The sequence below is a fragment of the Vibrio ruber DSM 16370 genome (genome assembly GCF_900163965.1).
GTDB classification, from domain to species: Bacteria; Pseudomonadota; Gammaproteobacteria; order Enterobacterales; family Vibrionaceae; genus Vibrio; species Vibrio ruber.
The window spans coordinates 55,699-75,588 of the sequence record NZ_FULE01000018.1 but is presented as its reverse complement, the minus strand read 5'-3'; the positions used below and the strand labels follow the sequence as shown (position 1 = coordinate 75,588).

At 44.4% G+C, this 19,890-nt stretch carries 20 protein-coding genes; 5 read left to right on the top strand and 15 right to left on the bottom strand.

From position 1 onward, the window contains the following. Window positions 1-127 precede the first annotated feature (127 nt). From sspB to zapE, 5 genes are all read right to left on the bottom strand, one after another. Window positions 128-598, bottom strand: a complete 471-nt coding sequence (sspB, locus tag VR7878_RS07280) for a ClpXP protease specificity-enhancing factor (RefSeq protein WP_139344043.1) — start codon at window positions 596-598, stop codon at window positions 128-130. Between the two features lie 30 nt (window positions 599-628). Beyond that, window positions 629-1,264: a stringent starvation protein SspA gene (gene sspA, locus VR7878_RS07275; protein ID WP_077334799.1), complete on the bottom strand. Its 636-nt coding sequence runs from the start codon at window positions 1,262-1,264 to the stop codon at window positions 629-631. 363 nt (window positions 1,265-1,627) lie between these two features. Next, window positions 1,628-2,020 (bottom strand): 30S ribosomal protein S9, encoded by a 393-nt coding sequence (gene rpsI / locus VR7878_RS07270; RefSeq protein WP_038183163.1) that lies wholly within the window; start codon window positions 2,018-2,020, stop codon window positions 1,628-1,630. A 15-nt stretch (window positions 2,021-2,035) separates the two neighbouring features. Then, window positions 2,036-2,464, bottom strand: coding sequence for a 50S ribosomal protein L13 (gene rplM / locus VR7878_RS07265; RefSeq protein ID WP_038183160.1), 429 nt, complete (start codon window positions 2,462-2,464; stop codon window positions 2,036-2,038). A gap of 228 nt (window positions 2,465-2,692) precedes the next feature. Beyond that, window positions 2,693-3,796, bottom strand: a complete 1,104-nt coding sequence (gene zapE, locus VR7878_RS07260) for a cell division protein ZapE (protein WP_077334902.1) — start codon at window positions 3,794-3,796, stop codon at window positions 2,693-2,695. Window positions 3,797-3,946: 150 nt separating this feature from the next. Between zapE and zapG the strand changes: the two genes are divergently transcribed. From zapG to degS, 3 genes are all read left to right on the top strand, one after another. Beyond that, window positions 3,947-4,390 (top strand): Z-ring associated protein ZapG, encoded by a 444-nt coding sequence (gene zapG / locus VR7878_RS07255; RefSeq protein WP_077334797.1) that lies wholly within the window; start codon window positions 3,947-3,949, stop codon window positions 4,388-4,390. A 118-nt stretch (window positions 4,391-4,508) separates the two neighbouring features. Then, window positions 4,509-5,876: a DegQ family serine endoprotease gene (locus tag VR7878_RS07250; RefSeq protein WP_077334795.1), complete on the top strand. Its 1,368-nt coding sequence runs from the start codon at window positions 4,509-4,511 to the stop codon at window positions 5,874-5,876. Window positions 5,877-5,988: 112 nt separating this feature from the next. After that, window positions 5,989-7,053, top strand: coding sequence for an outer membrane-stress sensor serine endopeptidase DegS (gene degS, locus VR7878_RS07245; protein WP_077334793.1), 1,065 nt, complete (start codon window positions 5,989-5,991; stop codon window positions 7,051-7,053). A 95-nt stretch (window positions 7,054-7,148) separates the two neighbouring features. Here degS and rplS read toward each other — a convergent pair whose 3' ends face one another. The 5 genes from rplS to ffh all read right to left on the bottom strand — a co-directional run bounded on the left by rplS (window position 7,149) and on the right by ffh (window position 10,685). Beyond that, a complete protein-coding gene (gene rplS, locus VR7878_RS07240; protein ID WP_077334792.1) occupies window positions 7,149-7,502 on the bottom strand; it encodes a 50S ribosomal protein L19 in 354 nt (117 codons plus the stop codon). A 41-nt stretch (window positions 7,503-7,543) separates the two neighbouring features. After that, the gene (trmD, locus tag VR7878_RS07235) at window positions 7,544-8,287 is read right to left on the bottom strand and encodes a tRNA (guanosine(37)-N1)-methyltransferase TrmD (RefSeq protein ID WP_077334900.1); all 744 of its coding nucleotides are present in this window, start codon (window positions 8,285-8,287) and stop codon (window positions 7,544-7,546) included. Window positions 8,288-8,312: 25 nt separating this feature from the next. After that, window positions 8,313-8,867, bottom strand: coding sequence for a ribosome maturation factor RimM (gene rimM / locus VR7878_RS07230; protein WP_077334790.1), 555 nt, complete (start codon window positions 8,865-8,867; stop codon window positions 8,313-8,315). Window positions 8,868-8,889: 22 nt separating this feature from the next. Further along, on the bottom strand, window positions 8,890-9,138 hold the full coding sequence (rpsP, locus tag VR7878_RS07225; protein WP_074371838.1) for a 30S ribosomal protein S16: 249 nt from the start codon (window positions 9,136-9,138) through the stop codon (window positions 8,890-8,892). A 176-nt stretch (window positions 9,139-9,314) separates the two neighbouring features. Further along, window positions 9,315-10,685, bottom strand: a complete 1,371-nt coding sequence (ffh, locus tag VR7878_RS07220) for a signal recognition particle protein (protein ID WP_077334788.1) — start codon at window positions 10,683-10,685, stop codon at window positions 9,315-9,317. 253 nt (window positions 10,686-10,938) lie between these two features. On the opposite strand from ffh, the gene VR7878_RS07215 reads away from it, so the two are divergent. Together VR7878_RS07215 and VR7878_RS07210 are read left to right on the top strand one after the other, a co-directional pair. Then, complete coding sequence (locus VR7878_RS07215) at window positions 10,939-11,733, top strand: cytochrome C assembly family protein (RefSeq protein WP_077334898.1); 795 nt, start codon at window positions 10,939-10,941, stop codon at window positions 11,731-11,733. An 84-nt stretch (window positions 11,734-11,817) separates the two neighbouring features. Further along, a complete protein-coding gene (locus VR7878_RS07210) occupies window positions 11,818-13,092 on the top strand; it encodes an HlyC/CorC family transporter (RefSeq protein ID WP_077334786.1) in 1,275 nt (424 codons plus the stop codon). Window positions 13,093-13,185: 93 nt separating this feature from the next. On the opposite strand, the gene luxS is transcribed toward VR7878_RS07210, so the two are convergent. The 5 genes from luxS to VR7878_RS07185 form a co-directional block, all read right to left on the bottom strand. After that, window positions 13,186-13,704, bottom strand: coding sequence for an S-ribosylhomocysteine lyase (luxS, locus tag VR7878_RS07205; protein ID WP_077334784.1), 519 nt, complete (start codon window positions 13,702-13,704; stop codon window positions 13,186-13,188). Between the two features lie 157 nt (window positions 13,705-13,861). Further along, window positions 13,862-15,466 (bottom strand): glutamate--cysteine ligase, encoded by a 1,605-nt coding sequence (gene gshA, locus VR7878_RS07200; protein ID WP_077334782.1) that lies wholly within the window; start codon window positions 15,464-15,466, stop codon window positions 13,862-13,864. 98 nt (window positions 15,467-15,564) lie between these two features. Beyond that, window positions 15,565-18,408: a M16 family metallopeptidase gene (locus VR7878_RS07195; RefSeq protein WP_077334780.1), complete on the bottom strand. Its 2,844-nt coding sequence runs from the start codon at window positions 18,406-18,408 to the stop codon at window positions 15,565-15,567. 9 nt (window positions 18,409-18,417) lie between these two features. Continuing rightward, window positions 18,418-18,879 carry a YqaA family protein gene (locus VR7878_RS07190; protein ID WP_077334778.1) on the bottom strand — a complete coding sequence of 154 codons (462 nt, stop codon included), beginning with the start codon at window positions 18,877-18,879 and terminating at the stop codon, window positions 18,418-18,420. Next, window positions 18,873-19,823: an NADP-dependent oxidoreductase gene (locus VR7878_RS07185; protein ID WP_077334776.1), complete on the bottom strand. Its 951-nt coding sequence runs from the start codon at window positions 19,821-19,823 to the stop codon at window positions 18,873-18,875. The genes VR7878_RS07190 and VR7878_RS07185 overlap by 7 nt, the downstream gene beginning before the upstream one ends. Between the last annotated feature and the right edge of the window lie 67 nt (window positions 19,824-19,890).

The window sequence follows — 19,890 nt, the reverse complement described above, 5'->3', positions numbered from 1 at the left end:
GGAGATGGAGATCTTTCCCGTCACTGATGAAAAATAGACGCTCCATCTTCATCCATCATCATTTAAAAAATAAAAAAAGCAGCAAACGCTGCTTTTTTATAACTTATTTCTGACCCAAACGAAGTGACTACTTTATCACTCTCAGACTCGGTTTTCCGCGCGGCCGAGGTGGTTCGTCATCAGGAGAAGAAACAGAGTCATCAGCATCAGTTGTTTCTACAACAAGATCAATACCTTGAGTTTGCTGTTCTTCTTGCTCTTGAGCCTGTTCAAGTTGTTGAACGTATGCATCTTCCGGTTCAAACATCGTTCCGGCACCATTCTCACGCGCGTAAATTGCCTGAACAGCAAAAATAGGAACAATGACCGAATGAGGACGCCCACCAAAACGAGCGTTGAACATAATTGCATCGTTGCCTAACTCTAGATTCCCGACGGCTCTTGGGGCTATGTTCAGAATAATCTGACCATCTTGAATGAATTCGACAGGTACCCGAACGCCAGGAAGAGTTGCATCAACAACCAAATGAGGTGTTAAGTCGTTCTCTAATAACCAGTCATAAAAGGCCCGAAGCATATACGGGCGTCGAGGTGTCATATTATCCATGAGTTATACATCCTACCCGAATTAACGAGATAAACGCATCTCACGCTCAGTTTCAGTCAAGGAAGCCAAGAATGAATCTCGTTCAAAAACACGGTTCATATATACTTTTAACTCTTTAGAACCCGGACCAATGAGATCGATTCCCAATACAGGTAGACGCCATAATAACGGAGCAAGATAGCAATCCACCAGACTAAATTCTTCACTCATGAAATATTCAAATTCAGCAAATACAGGTGCCAAGGTCAGTAAATCATTTTGTAATTTACTTCTTGCCGCTTCAGCTTCGCTCACAGAACCATTTATAATTTTGTCAGCGAGTGAATACCAATTCCGCTCAATACGATAAACCATCAAACGGCTATTACCGCGTGCTACAGGATAGACTGGCATCAATGGCGGATGTGGAAAACGCTCATCCAAATATTCCATAATAATTTTTGAGTCATAAAGTGCAAGTTCACGATCGACAAGGGTCGGGACTGATTTATACGGATTTAACTCAATCAGTTCCGCAGGTAAGTTTGATTCATCAACCAACTCAACCTCAACACTCACACCTTTCTCAGCCAGAACAATTCTTACCTGATGACTATACATATCTGAGGCACTTGAAAATAAAGTCATCACAGAACGTTTATTGGCAGCAACAGCCATGGACCCCTCCAGCACACAATAATAATAAAAACAATGGAGGCAAGCCTCCATTGATAATTCAAAACCCTGACAAACAGCACGATATAATAGCATAATTAGTGCACATCACGCCAACACTCTTTCTTCCGGAACAAAGAATCACCGAATGGTATCATTCAGGCCGAGTATCTGATCATCTGATAGTTTAAGCGGAATAAGCAGACTAGAGCATGACTACGTTTGTCTAAGCAAACAGGAAAATTTTGAGCGCTCTGTATTCCTATCCGTTAGATCATATTTTTATCCAGACTGACATCATTCATAAATCATAGGGATAAAAAAACCCGGCAAGATGCCGGGTTTTCGAAACCACATAAAACGTAATTAACGTTTTGAAAACTGTGGACGACGACGTGCTTTACGTAGACCAACTTTCTTACGTTCAACGCGACGAGCGTCACGAGTAACGTAGCCAGCTGCGCGTAGAGCAGGACGTAGAGACTCATCGTATTCCATCAAAGCACGAGTGATACCGTGACGAATTGCACCAGCCTGACCTGAAATACCGCCACCTTTTACAGTGATGTACAGATCAAGTTTGTCAGTCATCTCAACTAACTCAAGTGGTTGTTGAACAACCATACGAGCTGTAGGACGACCAAAGTACTCATCAAGGCTACGCTTGTTGATGACGATGTTACCGCTGCCTGGTTTAATAAAAACACGTGCAGCTGAGCTTTTGCGACGGCCAGTGCCGTAGTATTGATTCTCTGCCATTTCCGAAATCCCCAATTAGATGTCTAGTACTTTTGGTTGTTGAGCAGCATGGTTGTGCTCAGCGCCAGCGTAAACTTTCAGTTTACGGTACATAGCACGGCCTAGAGGACCACGTGGAAGCATACCTTTAACCGCTAGCTCGATAACCATCTCTGGTTTGTGGTCGATCAGCTTATCAAAAGTGATAGACTTGATGCCACCAGGAAACTCAGAGTGACGATAATAAGTCTTAGCTGCAGATTTATTACCTGTTACAGTCACTTTCTCAGCATTAACAACGATGATGTAATCACCGGTGTCAACGTGAGGCGTATATTCAGCTTTATGCTTGCCACGTAAGCGAGATGCAATTTCACTTGCCAGACGACCAAGAGTTTTACCCTCTGCGTCCACAACATACCAGTCGCGTTTTACAGTTTCTGGTTTAGCAACGAAAGTTTTCATGCTAATAATAACCCGTTATTTAAAATTTACACTTAAGGAGCAATTGCTCCCACTGTCTAGAGCCCAGTCATCACCCCTTCGAGTGGTTGGCACTCTCGGTCTGAATAAAAAAACAGACCTACAGTAACGGTGGGTCGCAGGATTATAGAGAAGTGCGCTAAAAAAATCATCATTTTTCTGACAAAAATTAATTTTTTAACCGAATCAATTTAGAAGCTTGCTGAGCTATTAGGATAGATGTTCTTTCAGCAAATATTCACGACTTTGCATCTCAATCAAACGCGAGCGGCAACGCTGAAACTCAAATGCTAACAGCCCCCCTTGATACAACGCATCTAACGCAACTTCTGCTGAAATGATTAATTTAACATGACGCTCATAAAACTCATCAACCAGAGCAATAAAACGTCGGGCAGCATCATCAAGCATGGCATTCATCTGCTTCACATCAGCCAGTAAAACAGTATGGTACAGGCGAGATAGCTCGATGTAGTCATTCTGGCTTCTCATACTCTGACACAATTGCGCAAACGTGGCGAACAACACCCCATTGCCAGCTTTTATCACCGGTATTTGTCGATGATTGACTTCAATACTTAAGGTGATATCCGACTCATGGCTGATAAGTTGGCGGTAGTAGTTTTCCAAACTGATTCTTGATTGCTCGTCATTCGGAAAATGATAAATTTCTGCTTGTTCGAGGGTTCTCAACCGATAATCAATCCCACTATCTACATTAATGACTTGGCAGTGTGCTTTAATTAACTCGATAGCCGGAATAAAGCGTGCCCGCTGTAAGCCATTGCGATATAAATCGTCCGGTGGAATATTCGAGGTGGCAACCAAAATCATATCCCGGGCGAAAAGTGCCTGAAAAAGCGTGCCCAAAATCATGGCATCGGTAATATCCGAAACAAAAAACTCGTCAAAACAGATGATTTCGGTTTCGGCACTAAACTTATCTGCGATAATTTCAAGCGGATCATTGACATTGTGAAGCTGCTTCAGCTCTTCATGAACCCGATACATAAAACGGTGGAAATGAACTCTCATTTTCCTTTGAGTAGGGAGAGCATCATAAAAAGTATCCATCAGATAAGTCTTCCCTCTCCCGACCCCACCCCAAAAATATAACCCTTTAGGTGGAACCGGACGCTGGGCTTTTTTTCTGAGCAAACGAGTCAATAAAGAATCTCGTTCAACCGGTCTTTCCAGATAGGCGAGGAATCGATGATAAAGATCATCTAAAGCATCGACAGCCATTAACTGAGCCGCATCCTTCTGAAAATTATTGTCTTTCAAATCCTGATCGTAACGTTGCCTAGGTGTCATAAATATCGAGTAAAATAAGAAGAGAGGAAAGTGTGCAGCGCAACACATGCTTTTTGCTTTATCAGCTAAGAAAGTCATAGTACCATGTCCTTTGAGCATGTGTAACCTTTTGGTAAAAAACATGTTAAATAACAACAATAAGGAGCGGTTATGCCTTGGATCTATACCATCATAGGTTTGCTGATTGGATGTGTCGTCGGTGTCGTGATCACTCGCCTGACAACCCCCCAATATAAAAACCAGAAGTCCGTACAGAAAGACTTGGATAATGCGAAGTTTGAGCTGGAGCAACAACGGCAAGAACTGATGGATCATTTTGCCCAAACCGCAGAAATGCTGGACACAATAGGCAAAGATTACACCAAGCTCTATCAACATTTAGCGAAGACATCTTCAGAGTTGATTCCGAACCTTCCGGATCAGGATAATCCATTCATCAAAACGATCGTCAAACATCAAGAGGTTGAATCGCAAGAATCTCCGGATCAAAGTCTGCCACCAAAAGACTACGCATTAGGTGCTTCAGGCCAGCTGAGAAATGAAGAAAAACCGATCATCCACTCAAAAGATATTATCAACGCACAACCAAATTAAAAATTTTTGTGAACTTTGCAAAGGTTTTTGAGTCTTAAAACACACTGACGCTGTTGAAACTTTTATATCAAGATATCAAATAGTTACCAACAGGTGATTTCCAAAGAGGAGTTTTAAGATGAAAAAACCTTTGCTTGCATTAGCAACCCTATCATTATGCATGAGTTCTATCATCACCCCGCTACCAGCAGCGGCAGCTCTGCCTATCGCCGTTAACGGAGAACAATTACCAAGTCTGGCGCCAATGCTTGAGCATGTGACACCGGCAGTCGTTTCTATTGCTGTTGAAGGAACACAAGTATCCCATCAACGTCTTCCAGAACAATTCCGTTTCTTCTTTGGTCCGAACTTTCCGACTGATCAGCTTCAGGAACGCCCTTTTAAAGCGCTTGGCTCTGGGGTTATCATTAATGCAGACAAAGGCTATGTGGTCACCAACTACCACGTCATAAACGGTGCAGACAAAATCCGTGTGAAGCTCTATGACGGTCGCGAATATAAAGCAGAGCTTGTCGGTGGTGACAAAATGTCAGATATCGCGCTCATTAAATTGGATAAAGCAAAAAACCTCACTCAAATCAAACTATCCGATTCAGACAAAATTCGTGTCGGTGATTTTGCCGTCGCAATCGGTAATCCTTTCGGTCTGGGACAAACGGTTACTTCCGGCATTATTTCTGCTTTAGGCCGAAGCGGTCTGAATATCGAAAACTTCGAGAACTTCATCCAGACCGATGCCGCAATTAATAGTGGTAACTCAGGTGGTGCTCTGGTCAACCTGAAAGGTGAACTGATCGGGATTAATACTGCAATACTCGGGCCGAATGGCGGCAATGTCGGTATTGGTTTTGCAATTCCGGCCAACATGATGAAGAACCTGACCGATCAAATCCTCGAATACGGTGAAGTCAAACGAGGTATGTTGGGTGTCCAAGGCGGAGAAGTCACCTCGGAGCTGGCACAGGCGATGGGTTACGATTCAAGCAAAGGCGCTTTCGTCAGTCAGGTTGTTCCGGATAGCGCTGCAGATAAAGCCGGTCTGAAAGCAGGTGATATCATTGTCTCCGTCAATGGTAAAAATATTGATTCTTTCTCTGAACTTCGCGCAAAAGTTGCGACACTCGGTGCAGGTAAAAAAGTGAAACTGGGTGTCCTCAGAGATGGAAAAGAGCGAACATTCGACGTCACGTTAGGCAAGCAGAACGAAACTAAAACTCAGGCGAAAGCACTGTATGAAGGCCTGTCCGGTGCTGAACTGTCTAACACCACGTCAAGCGACCCAATTCAAGGGGTCAAAGTGACCCATGTGGAAAAAGGTTCTCCGGCTGAAGGCTATCAGCTCCAAGAGGGTGACATCATTATTGGTCTGAACAGACAGCGCGTTAAAAATATTGCTGAGTTGAGAAAGATTTTGGAGAAATCACCAAGTATTCTTGCTCTGAATATTCAACGTAATGATCGGACCATCTACCTCGTTATCCGTTAATTCATTCATTATTGGGCCTTTCTGATGAAAGGCCCATTTTCTATTGATTCAGAGAGTGCTATTCTTTCCTCCCTATATACATGTTTGTGATGGTTCTGTGGATTGAAAGCATATGATAGCTAACTTACTTCGTTCTGTTGGAATTGGATTAGTGACGGCCCTGATTGTCATTGTTTCCGTTCCTTCTTTGAGAAGCCATATTTTCCCACCAGCAAAGAATCCACAGCCAACCAATATCAACTCACTGCAAATCACCTTCAATCAAGCTGTGCGCAGAGCGGCGCCGGCAGTGGTTAACATTTATAGCCGTAAATATGCTGCCAATGATCGTTCCAAGTTATCCACCCAAGGGCTAGGGTCCGGTGTTATTGTCAGTGAAAAAGGGTACATTATCACCAATTACCATGTCATCGCTCAGGCTGATCAGGTGATCGTTGCCCTTCAGGATGGTCGGGTTGCTGCGGCACAACTGGTCGGAAAAGACCGTCGTTCAGATATTGCCGTACTCAGAATTGAAGACTCGAATTTACCCGTTATTCCTCAAAATCAGAACTACTCCCCTCAGGTCGGAGATGTCGTACTCGCCATTGGTAATCCATATAATCTGGGGCAAACGACCACTTTCGGTATCATTTCAGCAACTGGGCGCTCCTCAATCAGTATTGATGGTCGACAGGCATTTATTCAGACGGACGCAGCAATTAATGAAGGCAATTCTGGCGGTGCTTTAGTCAATACGCAGGGTGAACTTGTCGGAATCAATACCGCTTCATTTCAACAAGCAACCGATCTGGAAACTTACGGTATCTCTTTTGCCATTCCCTATCAGCTTGCCAATAAGATTATGGAAAAAATCATTGCCGACGGACGGGTGATTCGAGGATATATCGGGATTGACGGGCAAGATATCAGCTCGGTTGCATCCCGGCTTCTTGGCAACGAACATATTGGTGGCATCATTGTGCTCGGTGTCGATCCGAATGGCCCGGCAGCTTCGGCAGGCTTTAAACCCCAAGATATCATTATCAAAATTGACGGCAAAAAAATTAACGGGCGTCAAAGCGTTATGGATTTAGTGACCGATCTGCGTCCGGGAACAACCATTCACGTTGATGTCATCAGAAAAGGCAAGGAGATCACCATACCAGTGACTGTCGCCGAAGATACCCGGGATTAATTCAGTCATATTTCTTTCTGCCTGATGTTGAATAGAAGACATAAAAAACGGAGCCAAATGGCTCCGTTTTTTGAGAACGCATGTCTGAGACAGCATTACTTCTTAGCAAGTTTCTCTTTAATACGAGCAGACTTACCAGAGCGTTCGCGTAGATAGTACAACTTGGCACGACGTACTGCACCACGACGCTTAACTTCGATACTGTCAACAACTGGAGAGTGTGTTTGGAACGTACGCTCAACACCTTCACCGTTAGAGATTTTACGAACGGTAAATGCTGAGTGAAGACCACGGTTACGAACTGCGATTACAACACCTTCAAATGCCTGTAAACGCTCACGCTCACCTTCTTTAACCTTAACTTGCACAACGACTGTATCGCCAGGTGCAAACTTAGGTAGGTCTTGTTTCATTTGCTCTTGCTCAAGAGCTTTGATGATATTACTCATTGTTAATTTCCTAGAATAAACTGATACTCAATTAATTGAAGTTACTTAGCTTGATATTCTTGAATGAATTCAACTAGTAACTGTTCCTGTTCGTCAGTCAGAGCTAGGTTTTCCAGGAGCTCCGGTCTTCTTAGCCAAGTACGGCCTAACGACTGTTTCAGTCGCCAACGACGAATGTCTCGATGATTTCCCGATTTCAGTACGGCAGGAATTTCTTTCCCATCCAATACTTCCGGGCGCGTATAATGTGGACAATCTAGCAATCCGTTCGCAAAAGAATCTTCTTCTGCTGATGCAAAATCCCCAAGAACACCGGGGACAAACCGAGCTGCTGCATCAATCATTGTCATAGCCGGTAATTCACCACCCGTCATGACAAAATCTCCGACAGACCACTCTTCATCGACCTCAGACTCAATAATACGCTCATCTACCCCTTCGTACCGTCCACAAATTAAGATTAAATTCTCATTTGTTGCCAGTTCTTCAACCCCACATTGGTCGAGTTTTCGTCCCTGTGGAGAAAGGTATATCACTTTCGTCTTTCCGGGAGCAGAAGCTTTGGCTGCATGGATGGCATCACGCAATGGCTGTACCATCATGAGCATACCAGGCCCGCCCCCATAGGGTTTATCGTCTACTGTACGATGTCTATCATGAGTAAAATCCCTTGGATTCCAGACCTCAACTGATAGTAACCCTTTTTTTACCGCTTGACCTGTGACCCCATAATCAGTCACAGAACGAAACATTTCAGGAAAAAGGCTAATTACGCCAACCCACATCATTTTCTCGCTCTGTACCGTGGAATCAGAATCCAGGATCCCAGTCAACTTCGATCCGTTGAGCGGAGCGATCAATATTCTTAATCACTTGCTCTTCAAGGAACGGAATTAAACGTTCCTTTTGTCCAAAAGCATCTTTTAGATTCGCTTTCACAACCAAAACATCATTTGAGCCGGTTTCCATGAGGTCAACGACCTCACCCAGATGGTAGCCACCCGTGGTGATCACCTGCATCCCAAACAATTCTCGCCAGTAGAACTCATCTTCTGACAGTTCTGGTAGAGAAGCAGAGTCAACTGAAATTTCAAAATTGGTTAAAAGATGGGAGTCTTCACGAAGATCCAATCCTTCAAGCTTAACCACCATCCCTTTGTTATGGCGTTTCCAGCTTTCAACTTTGTACTCAATCCACTCTCCCTTACGGTTAATATACCAAGGGCTATAATCAAAAATACTTTCCGGATTGTCTGTGAAGGAAAAAACCTTAAGCCAACCGCGAATGCCGTAAGTTGATCCAAACTTACCGACAACAATTTTACTTTTCGGTTCACTCATTGTGCCTTGACCTTCCATCGACATTTACTAGTCATCTACAGATAGATTAAGCCGCTTTTTGAGCGTCTTTTACTAGTTTTGCTACACGTTCAGACAGAGATGCACCTTGTCCGACCCAGTGGTTTACACGATCCAGATCAAGACGAAGACCTTCTTCCTGACCAGATGCCGTCGGGTTAAAGAAACCGACTTTCTCGATGAAACGACCAGTAGCAGCATTGCGGCTGTCCGCAACTACAATTTGATAAAATGGACGCTTTTTAGCGCCGTGACGTGCCAAACGAATGGTTACCATATCGTCCTCTTTGCTTGCTTATATAATAAAATTAACCCCAAGAACTGTTTTTCAGAACAGCCGATTGGGGTCTCGTGCCAATTTAAAGCCCCCGAATTTTACTCTTATTCCGAGCTATTGCAAGGGCTTTAGCTATTTTTTAGCCATTGTGGAACAACATAACAAACTCGCAGTGATTAGCGTCCGAATGGGTTAAAGCCTCCGCCCCCCATCATGCCCTGCATGTTTCTCATCATCCCTTTCATGCCACCTTTCTGCATTTTTTTCATCATTTTCTGCATTTGTGTAAACTGCTTCAGTAACCGGTTCACATCTTGAACCTGAGTCCCGGAACCAGCGGCAATTCTTTTTTTCCGCGAGCCCTTAATCACATCAGGGTGCTGGCGTTCTTTCATCGTCATTGAGCTGATAATCGCTTCCATCTGTTTGAACATCCGATCATCAACTTTGTCTTTGATACCATCTTTCATGTTTGCCATACCGGGAAGTTTATCCAGCATTCCCATCATGCCGCCCATATTTTGCATCTGCCCCAGCTGCTCACGGAAGTCTTCCAAGTCAAAGCCCTTTTTCTCTTTAAACTTTTGAGCAAGTTTCTGGGCTTTTTCCTGATCGACGTTACGCTGTAAATCTTCAATGAGAGAAAGAACATCTCCCATTCCCAAAATACGCGACGCAACCCGATCGGGATGGAAAGGTTCTAAAGCATCTGTTTTTTCTCCGACCCCCAAAAACTTAATGGGTTTGCCGGTCACATGACGAACAGATAGTGCAGCACCACCACGCGCATCCCCGTCGACTTTGGTTAAGATCACCCCTGTCAGAGGCAGTGCATCCCCAAAAGCCTTCGCGGTATTGGCAGCATCCTGCCCCGTCATGGCATCCACAACAAATAGTGTCTCAACAGGATTAACCGCACGATGAAGATCCTGAATTTCAGACATCATCTGCTCATCGATAGCCAAACGTCCTGCCGTATCGACAATTAAGACGTCGTAAAACTTTTTTCGCGCTTGATCAATTGCAGCTAAAGCAATATCGATCGGTTTCTGGTCTGCGCTTGAAGGAAAAAAGTCAACGCCAATATCACTTGCCAAAGTTTCCAATTGTTTGATAGCGGCAGGACGATAAACGTCTGCGGAAACAACTAAGACTTTTTTCTTGTCTCGTTCTTTCAGTAATTTTGACAGCTTACCGACACTGGTCGTTTTACCGGCACCTTGTAAGCCTGCCATCAAGACAACAGCCGGTGGCTGAGCGGCAAGATTTAACGCTTCATTCGAGGCGCCCATCACCGCTTCCAGTTCCGTTTGTACAATCTTGATGAACTCTTGTCCCGGAGTGAGCGATTTGGAGACTTCGACTCCGACTGCCCCTTCTTTAACCCGGTTGACAAATTCACGGATAACAGGAAGTGCGACATCCGCCTCAAGCAGAGCCATCCGCACTTCTCTCAGGGTTTCTTTGATGTTTTCTTCGGTCAGACGACCTTTACCACTGATATTCTTCAGCGTCTTGGACAAACGATCAGTTAGATTCTCAAACATACTGCATCTCTTCGCGGTGCTGTGAATTGCTATAAATTAGGTGTGAGTATACCTTAGCCAAAGCTGATAGTCATATCTGTTCAGTCATTGATATCACTTCTCCGCCCCTAATATCCTGCTGAAATAGTGAATCACTGATTTCGACTGGCAACGATTTATTTTATGTCATTCAAAATTAAGCAGCCAACCCGTGGCTCATTGACGCTTAGACATGTATAATTCATCTTCTTTACAATCTTTTTTGATGAGATATATGGATAAATTTATCGCAATAGTTGCTTCGCTTTTTTACTTTCTCGCTATTGCAACCATCATTCCGGGGCTGGTCAATCAAACGGGTATCAAAGCAAAAGCCGTCTTGATTTTCGCTGCAACTGCGCTGCTGTTACACGCGTGGTTACTCAGCGATCTGATCATTCACCCTAACGGCCAGAATCTAAGCATTCTGAATGTTGGTTCTCTCATCAGTTTTATCATCGGCTTAGTCATGAGCGGTGCGATGCTCAAAACCCGATTGTGGTTTATGCTGCCGGTGGTTTACGGTTTTGCGGCAATTAATTTGTCGGCTGCTGCGAGCCTTCCCGGCAGCTTCATCACGCATATGGAAGACAACCTGCCGCTGCTTGTCCATATCTTCCTTGCACTATTCTCCTATTCAACGCTGACTATCGGTGCACTCTATGCGCTGCAATTAGCTTGGCTGGATCATAAACTGAAAAAGAAAAAGTCACTGGCAATTAACCCAAACCTTCCTCCGTTACTTCAGATTGAGAGACAGCTCTTCCGCATCATTCTGATCGGCAATCTGCTGTTAACTGGTACCTTAATCACAGGTTTTGTCTTCATTGAAGAAATCTTTGCTCAGGGGAAAGCGCACAAAGGTATCTTGTCGATCATCGCCTGGGTCGTGTATACCGTACTTTTATGGGGGCACTATCAGAAAGGATGGCGGGGAAGAAAAGTAACCTGGTTTGCAATTGCCGGAGCTTTTATTTTGACTCTGGCTTATTTCGGCAGTCGTTTTGTCCGAGAATTCATCTTACATTAACTTGTTGAAATACTTTATGGATTGACACCCAAATAGTGTTGAGCCATAAAAAGGTAACAACATCAATAAAGGAAGCAATTTATTTTGGACGACATATCAACTGGTGTCTTATTTACGCTACTTGCGTGTCTTATCATCATCTCAGGATATTTCTCCGGTTCAGAAACAGGCATGATGGCATTAAACCGCTATCGCCTGAAGCATCTGGCTAAAACTGGCCATAAAGGTGCAAAGCGTGTTGAAAAACTATTAAGCCGTCCGGATCGCCTGATCGGTCTGATCCTGATCGGCAATAACTTAGTCAATATTCTCGCTTCCGCAATTGCGACAATTCTCGGAATGCGTCTGGGTGGCAATCTTGGGGTCGCGATTGCTACCGGTGTTTTGACACTGGTGATCCTCGTTTTTGCAGAGGTCACACCGAAAACGCTTGCGGCACTCTATCCAGAAAAAGTTTCTTATATCAGTAGCTTCCTGTTAAGTATTCTCATGAAACTTCTTTCACCGCTGGTACTTTTCGTCAATCTGATTACCAACGGATTTATTAAGCTATTGGGCGTTTCAGCACGCCAAAATGGTGATGACCATCTTAGTTCGGAAGAGCTGAGAACCGTGGTCAATGAAGCGGGAGGGCTGATTCCGAAACGACATCAAGACATGTTGTTATCAATTCTCGATTTAGAGCATGTCACCGTGAACGATATCATGGTTCCCCGTAACGAGATTACCGGTATTAATATCAATGATGACTGGAAATCAATCGTCCGCCAGTTAACGCATTCACCGCATGGCCGGGTGGTTCTCTACCGGGATAATATTGATGAAGTCGTCGGGATTTTAAAACTCAGAGACCCCTTCCGTCTGATGCTTGAAAAAAACGAGTTTAATAAAGAGATGCTACTTCGAGCCGCAGATGAAGTGTATTTCATTCCGGAATCGACGCCACTCAACGTGCAATTGCTGAAATTCCAGAGAAATAAAGAGCGAATCGGACTGATTGTTGATGAATATGGCGATATTAATGGCCTCGTCACCCTCGAAGATATCCTCGAAGAGATCGTCGGTGAATTTACGACCTCGATTTCACCAAGCCTTGCGGATGAAATTACGCCACAAAGTGATGGCAGTTTCTTAATTGAGGGCAGTGCCAACATTCGGGATATCAACAAAAGCCTGAAATGGAAATTACCGACCAATGGACCAAGAACCTTGAACGGTTTAATTTTGGAGCATCTGGAAGATATTCCTCAAACTCAACTTAGTATCAACGTTGCCCAACATGCAATGGAAATTATTGATATTGAAGAGAATAGAATTAAGCTCGTCAAAGTTTTTCCAAATAAAATCAAAAAATCGTAAGCAATCATCACCGCCAAAAGCGGTGATTGATGACAAAAAAAGCTTGGCTGTTATGCCAAGCTTTTTTATAAACTGCGATATCTATTTTCAGAATCAATCTACTTTCAGTTCCTGAAGCATCGATTCAGGTAGCGCCAGATCATCGTTCTGATTGACGCTAATACCACTTGCAATAACCGTTTGGGCAATCTCTTTCGCTTCACCCAAAGAGTGCATGGCTGCGGTGCCGCATTGATAAATGTTTAATTCTGGGATTTTGTTCTGGTCTTCAACCTTCAAAACATCCTGCATTGCTGCCAGCCAGGCATCCGCAACTCGCTGCTCAGAAGGTACACCGATCAAGCTCATGTAAAAACCTGTCCGGCACCCCATAGGAGAGATATCGATGATTTCAACACCGTCACCATTGAGATGCGCTCTCATAAAGCCTGCAAATAAGTGCTCGAGTGTATGAATACCTTTCTCTGAAAGGATATCTTGATTCGGGACAGTAAAGCGTAAATCAAACACCGTGATCGTATCCCCTTTGGGGGTATTCATGGTTTTAGCAACACGAACGGCTGGTGCATTCATCCGTGTATGATCCACTGTAAAACTATCTAATAATGGCATAATGACAATTCTCCATTTTGACTGATGATAAACAATCAGTATCAATTGTATCTCTTGGCCGTACAACGTTATCTCAGATAACCTTCACTAAACTACCTGTTTGATGTTTAGAGAATGAGTCATTACCACGACAACCCGACATCTGTATTTCCGGTAATTATTCACATGCAGCCCGGACAGCAGGCAACTCTTCCTGATCATTCAGATAAGCAAAATACTGCTGTAAGAATGCATCAAAATCACAATGATCATCTTGTTCAATCTGATATTGCTCCGTCACTGAGCGTGTAACTTCTTGTTCCATCAGTTCTTGCGAATAGTACTGATAATTATGTGCCAGATGGTACTGACGGTAAGTCTCACCCAATGCTCTGCCCGTTTTGCCTAATCCACCAGACTGTTTAATCTGTTCCAAAAACTGTCCGGATAAGGTATTTTCCGGCAAATCAATCCAGGCAGATAACTGCTGGCAGACATCCTGATAAGCACTATCACCCGCAGCTTGATCCATCCATTGTGCAACAAGTTTTAATTCACCGAAAACGCGCTTCGCCCAAGCCTGTAAAGTCAGCACTTCACCATGACAGCCGATTTGTAACTCTAATCCGGGCTTTCTCCCTTCCAGAATAACTTTTTGCCAGTTTTCTCTCCAGCAATTCAGCTCACAGTCATTCATCGGTTCTGAGTCAGATAAAGCAGCCCAGGTCAAAAACAGATCCAAGAAGCGTATTTGAGTTTCAGTAATCCCTATCGGGCTGAATGGATTGACATCCAATGAGCGGACTTCAATATACTCAATCCCACGGTTAGCCAAGGCTTCTGAAGGTTTCTCACCGCTTTGTGTCACTCGTTTGGGTCGAATCGGTGCATACAATTCATTTTCGATTTGGAGCACATTGCTATTTAGCTGACGGTACTCACCATTCACTTTTACACCGATCTGAGCAAACTCTTCCGATGGTGAATGAATCGCCTGACGCAGCCCTTCAAGATATTCTTCGAGACTATTGAAACCAATTTTGAGAATACTTTGAGCACTATTGGTATAACCTAAATCACTCAGTCGCAAGGAAGTTGCATAGGGCAGGTATAACGTTTCACCGATGTTTTCAAAAGGCAATGATGTTTCACGGCCTTTGATAAATGATGAACATAATGCAGGTGATGCTCCAAATAGATAAGGTAGCAACCAGCCAAATCGATAGTAGTTTCGAATCACGCCCAGATAAGCTTCTGACTTAGAAGCACAGCGTTCACTGTCTGATTGTGTACCGAATAAAGCGTCCCAGAAGGTTTCCGGAAAAGAAAAATTGAAATGGACACCAGAAATAATCTGCATCAGACTGCCGTAACGATTTTTTAATCCCTGACGATACAGCGTTTTCATCTTACCGATATTCGACGTCCCATATTTGGCGAGTTCGATATTCTCTTCATCGCCGACATAGCAGGGCATCGAGAGCGGCCATAACCCCTCGTCATCAATCGTGACCTGAGCAAAACAATGGATGTCAGACAGCTGCTGAACCAATGTAGAAATATCCTGACTCACTGGTGTAATAAACTCCAGCAACTGCTCTGCAAAGTCTGTGGTAATAAACTGATTGGTTAATGCGGAACCAAGTGCTTCCGGATGCGGTGTCTGTACTAAATGTCCGTCCTTGGTATATCGTAACGTCTCTCGCTCAACACCCCGATTAAAAGCGTTGACGATACCCGGTTGTTGAGCAACCAACTTTAGTCGTGTGGCAAAATTAGTCAAAATATTATTCGCTTCTTGTTCGTTTGTCGTACCAAGTCAGAAAATCCCAAGACACACCGACAATATAATAAGCTTCTCGTGTAGTCTTTATGTGTACTCTAGTGGACGATTTCAAGATCTTCCATCGGGATTTTTAACTTTTCTAACTCTGGTTTCAGGGTCTTCATGTCACCCACAACAATAATCTGATAATCCTTCGGATTGAACCATTTTTTTGCCAGTTGATCCAATACATCTCGACCGACAGTCGCAACAATTTGATTTCTTTGCTGAAGATAATCATGATCCAAGCTATATGCCATGATACCGTTAAGCAGCTGAGATTTCTGTGATGGCGTCTCGTAAGCCAATGCGTCTTGTTGTCCGACAGCCTGACGCATAAAATACATCTCTTCAGGCGTCATCCCCGACTGGCTGTAATGACTCATTTCACGCTGTATTTCCCGAATCGCATTCACCGTCGCATCCTTGCGCACCGAGGCACTATAGGTCATCACACCAATTTCCCGGTTTCCCGCCAGTGTGCTGCTCACACCATAGGTGTAGCCTTTATCTTCTCTCAGGTTCTGATTCATCCGGCTGTTAAAGTTTCCGGCTAAATTAAAATTCGCCAGTTGGGTGAGAAACTGCTCCCCCGTTGCATCAAACGGCAATCCCTGCCGGACATAACGCACAATACTCTGTAAAGCGCCCGGTTTATCAACAAGATAGATTTTTTGTCCATGTAGTTCAGGAACAATTTGGGGATCCAGCAAGGGCGCATCATCACCTTGCCACTCTGACAGAGAAGCCATTGATTTAATCGCCTCTTGTTTGGAAATATCACCGACAACAGCAATCTGAGTCCCATGCGGTGTATAGTGCTGGCGATAAAAAGACTTCACATCATCCAAAGTGATGTTGGCAAGCGATGTTTCAGTGCCTTCACCGATACGTGCAAACAGCGAATCACCGAATAAGACTTGCTGAGTGGCCTGAGAAGCAAGCCAACTCAACTTTTGATGTTGATAAATCGCGCCCTGAATCATTTGGTTGCGAAGCCGCTTAAAATCTGACACGTCAAATTTAGGCTTAAATAGCAATTCATCAACAATGGCTAGTGTTTGAGGTAAATTTTTACTTAAACTCGAGATACTAATACGGGTTGAATAGGTTTGCGTATCCACAGAAATCACTGAGCCGAGCTTATCCAGCTCGGATTGGATTTGCTCTGCTGAATGAGTCAGACTGCCTTCAGATAACAAGTGAGCCGTTAATTCAGCCAATCCTTCTTTTCCCTGAGGGACAAAGCGGTTTCCTGCCGGTAAATTAATGTTCACCAAAACGGTCGGTGTTTCTGTCATGACCGTCCCCATCAGTTCAATCCCATTTTCATAATAGGCACTGTAGAGTTTCGGCATGTGCAGTGTGACGGGGCCAGATGCTGAAGGAACCACCGTTCGGTCAAAATTGTCGGTAACGCTGCGAAGAGCCAGATCCTGATCATCGATATGACGGGGGGCAGCACTGATATGCTTGGGGGCAACAAAGTTTGCAGGCCTGACTGCCAGCTCACTCTTACCCCGAGGAACCACACTTAACGTCACTTTATGATGATTGACTATAAATTGTCGTAGCACGTGCTGAACTGACGCAGAAGAAACCATTTCAAGCTTGTCCAGCTCCTGCTGCAATCGATCCGGCTGGCCGAAAAATGTCTGATTGCTGGCTAACTGAGCAACCTTACCTTTGACACTTTCCAGAGCAAAAACAGCATCCGCTTTTGCCATCCCTTTAATCTCATCCAGTCGTTGTTGCGCTACCCCTTGCTGTTCAAGCTTGCCGACAATATTGAGTAGCTTCTGAGATAATTGTTGCAAATCATGCTGTTTATCCGATGGCGCCATCGCATAAATATAAAATGTGCAGGCAAGCTCACCGCACCGTTGAAAAGCACCGGCACTCAGCGCTTGCTGGGTTTTGACCAGTGATTGATAAAGCAGGCTGTTGTTCCCATCGCCCAGCACCTGTGCCAGAACATCCAGTGAAGTCTGACTTTTGGCGCCCTTATATTCTGTCGGCCACCCAATCACAACCATCGGCTGTTGGATACGATCCTCCATCGTGACATATCGGTCCGCCGACAAAGTAACCGGACGTTTTGGAGCAGACTTGACCTCCGGTCCTTTCGGGATCGGGCCGAAATACTTGGCGACCCAAGCTAATGTTTGTTCGACATCGATATCCCCGCCGATGGTCAAAACAGCATTATTCGGGCCATACCAACGAAGGAAGAATGATTTTAAATCATTGACATCAACATGATCCAAATCCTGTACATATCCGATCGACTGCCATGAATAGGGGTGGCCAGAAGGAAACATTGCTTCCCCCATTTTTTCCCACATCAAGCCATAGGGGCGATTATCATAATTCTGAGCGCGCTCATTTTTAACGGTGTCACGCTGAATTTCGAATTTTCTTTGAGAGACCGCATCCAGTAAAAAGCCCATCCGGTCAGACTCAAGCCACAGCACTTTTTCAAGCTGGTTAGATGGTACCGTTTCATAATAATTCGTACGATCCTGATTGGTAGATCCATTTAAAGTCCCGCCGGCTTCAGTGATCAACTTAAAGTGCTGTTGATCTTTCACATGCTTTGAGCCTTGAAACATCATATGTTCAAAAAAATGAGCGAACCCGGTTCTTCCCTGAGATTCTCTGGCAGAACCCACATGATAAGTCACATCGACATGCACTAATGGATCAGAATGATCCGGAGATAGAATAACCGTCAGACCATTGGCTAATTTATATTTAGAATACGGAATTTGCACTGCGCCGGGTTGAGGCGACTGCTTATCAACCAAAGTAACGCCGTGAGGAAGTGCATCAGACTCACGAACGGAAGAACAACCGGAAAATACAGCCAGACAGAGAAGGCAAAGCAATAGCTTTCTCATCTTATCTCCTTAAAACAAACCATAAAATAACGCAGCCAATATGGCATATCGAATCGTTTTGCCAATCAGAATCAGCAACATAGAAGGAAGAAAACGCATCCGAAGCCATCCCGCGGCAATACACATGGCATCACCAATCACGGGTAACCAGCTAAATAACAAAGCCCAGTAACCATATTGTCTCAACCAAGCTAAAGACTTCTGACCGCGTTTATTCTCCTGAGTTCGATTCGGCAGCCATATTCCAATCCAATAGTTCACCATACCGCCAAGTGTATTACCCAAAGTGGCCACCGCAATAATGGTTAAAGTCGGATATTGATGAAGATTGAGAGTCGCAATTAAAGCGGCTTCAGAGCCGCCCGGTAGAATGGTAGCACTGAGGAAGCCACCAATAAATAGTGCCCAAAGTGCTGATTCTTGTAAAGAAAGGCCGAATCCTGAAAAAAATGCATCCAAGAACTCTAACATTGCATATCAAGCAAAATTTTGCCTCGAGTATGACCCGTTGCAACCTGTCGATGTGCGTCTTGCACTTCATGAAACGGATAGATATGCTGAATTTCTGTTTTCAGTAAACCGACCCCGACCATGTAGAGCATGGTGTCCAGTTGTTCAGGATCCGGGTCAACCAGCATTCCCATAACATGAAAGCCGAGTAACTTAGCCTTTTCACAAATCATCTCAGCAGTCACCGTTGGTACGGTAACAACCGTTGCCTGATCTCTTAAACATTTCAAAGCGTCCAATGCAACCTGACCACCAACCAGATCGATCAGCACATCGACATCTTCCAGCCGTTCAGATACCGGTGCAAAATTATAATTAATGGCGTGCGCTCCCAGCGTTGCCAGATAATCAAGGTTTTCTTCACTGCACGTGGTATACACTTCAGCTTTTGCAGCCACAGCAATCTGAACCGCTAAATGCCCGACCCCACCGGCTCCGGCAAGAATTAAAACCCGATCGCCTTCTTTTACCTGAGCTTTATTTAACGCCTGTACAGCAGTCTGACCAGCCAATGGCAACACCGCAGCTGCTTCCAGTGTAACCGAAGGTGGCACATAGCTTAATTCACTTTCGGGCACACAGATATACTGGCTATAGCCTCCGCCTTTTAAAGGAAAACCAATAAAGCCAGCAACAAAATCATTCGTCTGAAAGCGCTCTGCGTCTTGACCACACTGAACCACGGTTCCGGAAATATCATAACCGGGCACCCATGGCAGCTGATCTTTATTCTGATCGGCAGCCCATCCCAGCCCGGATCTGGTTTTTACATCGATTGGATTGATCCCAGCAAAAGCCACTTTGACCAAGACTTCTCCTGCTTGGGGTTCAGGAACCGAACTGGACTGAATCGCCAATACGTCTTCATCACCAAACTGGGTTATCGCAATTTGCTTGTTATCCATAGCCAAAGTTCCTTTACCTGTTCATATCGACGTAAAAATCAAAGGAATACCCTGAGGTATTCCTTTG

What these genes read in the sequence shown, in the direction of transcription:
- rpsI (WP_038183163.1), bottom strand. Translation starts at nt 2,020, where the DNA reads ATGGCAGAGAATCAATACTACGGCACTGGCCGTCGCAAAAGCTCAGCT.
- VR7878_RS07190 (WP_077334778.1), bottom strand. Translation starts at nt 18,879, where the DNA reads ATGTTAGAGTTCTTGGATGCATTTTTTTCAGGATTCGGCCTTTCTTTA.
- rimM (WP_077334790.1), bottom strand. Translation starts at nt 8,867, where the DNA reads ATGTCGATGGAAGGTCAAGGCACAATGAGTGAACCGAAAAGTAAAATT.
- sspA (WP_077334799.1), bottom strand. Translation starts at nt 1,264, where the DNA reads ATGGCTGTTGCTGCCAATAAACGTTCTGTGATGACTTTATTTTCAAGT.
- trmD (WP_077334900.1), bottom strand. Translation starts at nt 8,287, where the DNA reads ATGTGGGTTGGCGTAATTAGCCTTTTTCCTGAAATGTTTCGTTCTGTG.
- VR7878_RS07195 (WP_077334780.1), bottom strand. Translation starts at nt 18,408, where the DNA reads ATGAGAAAGCTATTGCTTTGCCTTCTCTGTCTGGCTGTATTTTCCGGT.
- degS (WP_077334793.1), top strand. Translation starts at nt 5,989, where the DNA reads ATGATAGCTAACTTACTTCGTTCTGTTGGAATTGGATTAGTGACGGCC.
- zapG (WP_077334797.1), top strand. Translation starts at nt 3,947, where the DNA reads ATGCCTTGGATCTATACCATCATAGGTTTGCTGATTGGATGTGTCGTC.
- VR7878_RS07215 (WP_077334898.1), top strand. Translation starts at nt 10,939, where the DNA reads ATGGATAAATTTATCGCAATAGTTGCTTCGCTTTTTTACTTTCTCGCT.
- luxS (WP_077334784.1), bottom strand. Translation starts at nt 13,704, where the DNA reads ATGCCATTATTAGATAGTTTTACAGTGGATCATACACGGATGAATGCA.
- rplS (WP_077334792.1), bottom strand. Translation starts at nt 7,502, where the DNA reads ATGAGTAATATCATCAAAGCTCTTGAGCAAGAGCAAATGAAACAAGAC.
- VR7878_RS07250 (WP_077334795.1), top strand. Translation starts at nt 4,509, where the DNA reads ATGAAAAAACCTTTGCTTGCATTAGCAACCCTATCATTATGCATGAGT.
- rpsP (WP_074371838.1), bottom strand. Translation starts at nt 9,138, where the DNA reads ATGGTAACCATTCGTTTGGCACGTCACGGCGCTAAAAAGCGTCCATTT.
- rplM (WP_038183160.1), bottom strand. Translation starts at nt 2,464, where the DNA reads ATGAAAACTTTCGTTGCTAAACCAGAAACTGTAAAACGCGACTGGTAT.
- VR7878_RS07185 (WP_077334776.1), bottom strand. Translation starts at nt 19,823, where the DNA reads ATGGATAACAAGCAAATTGCGATAACCCAGTTTGGTGATGAAGACGTA.
- ffh (WP_077334788.1), bottom strand. Translation starts at nt 10,685, where the DNA reads ATGTTTGAGAATCTAACTGATCGTTTGTCCAAGACGCTGAAGAATATC.
- zapE (WP_077334902.1), bottom strand. Translation starts at nt 3,796, where the DNA reads ATGACACCTAGGCAACGTTACGATCAGGATTTGAAAGACAATAATTTT.
- sspB (WP_139344043.1), bottom strand. Translation starts at nt 598, where the DNA reads ATGACACCTCGACGCCCGTATATGCTTCGGGCCTTTTATGACTGGTTA.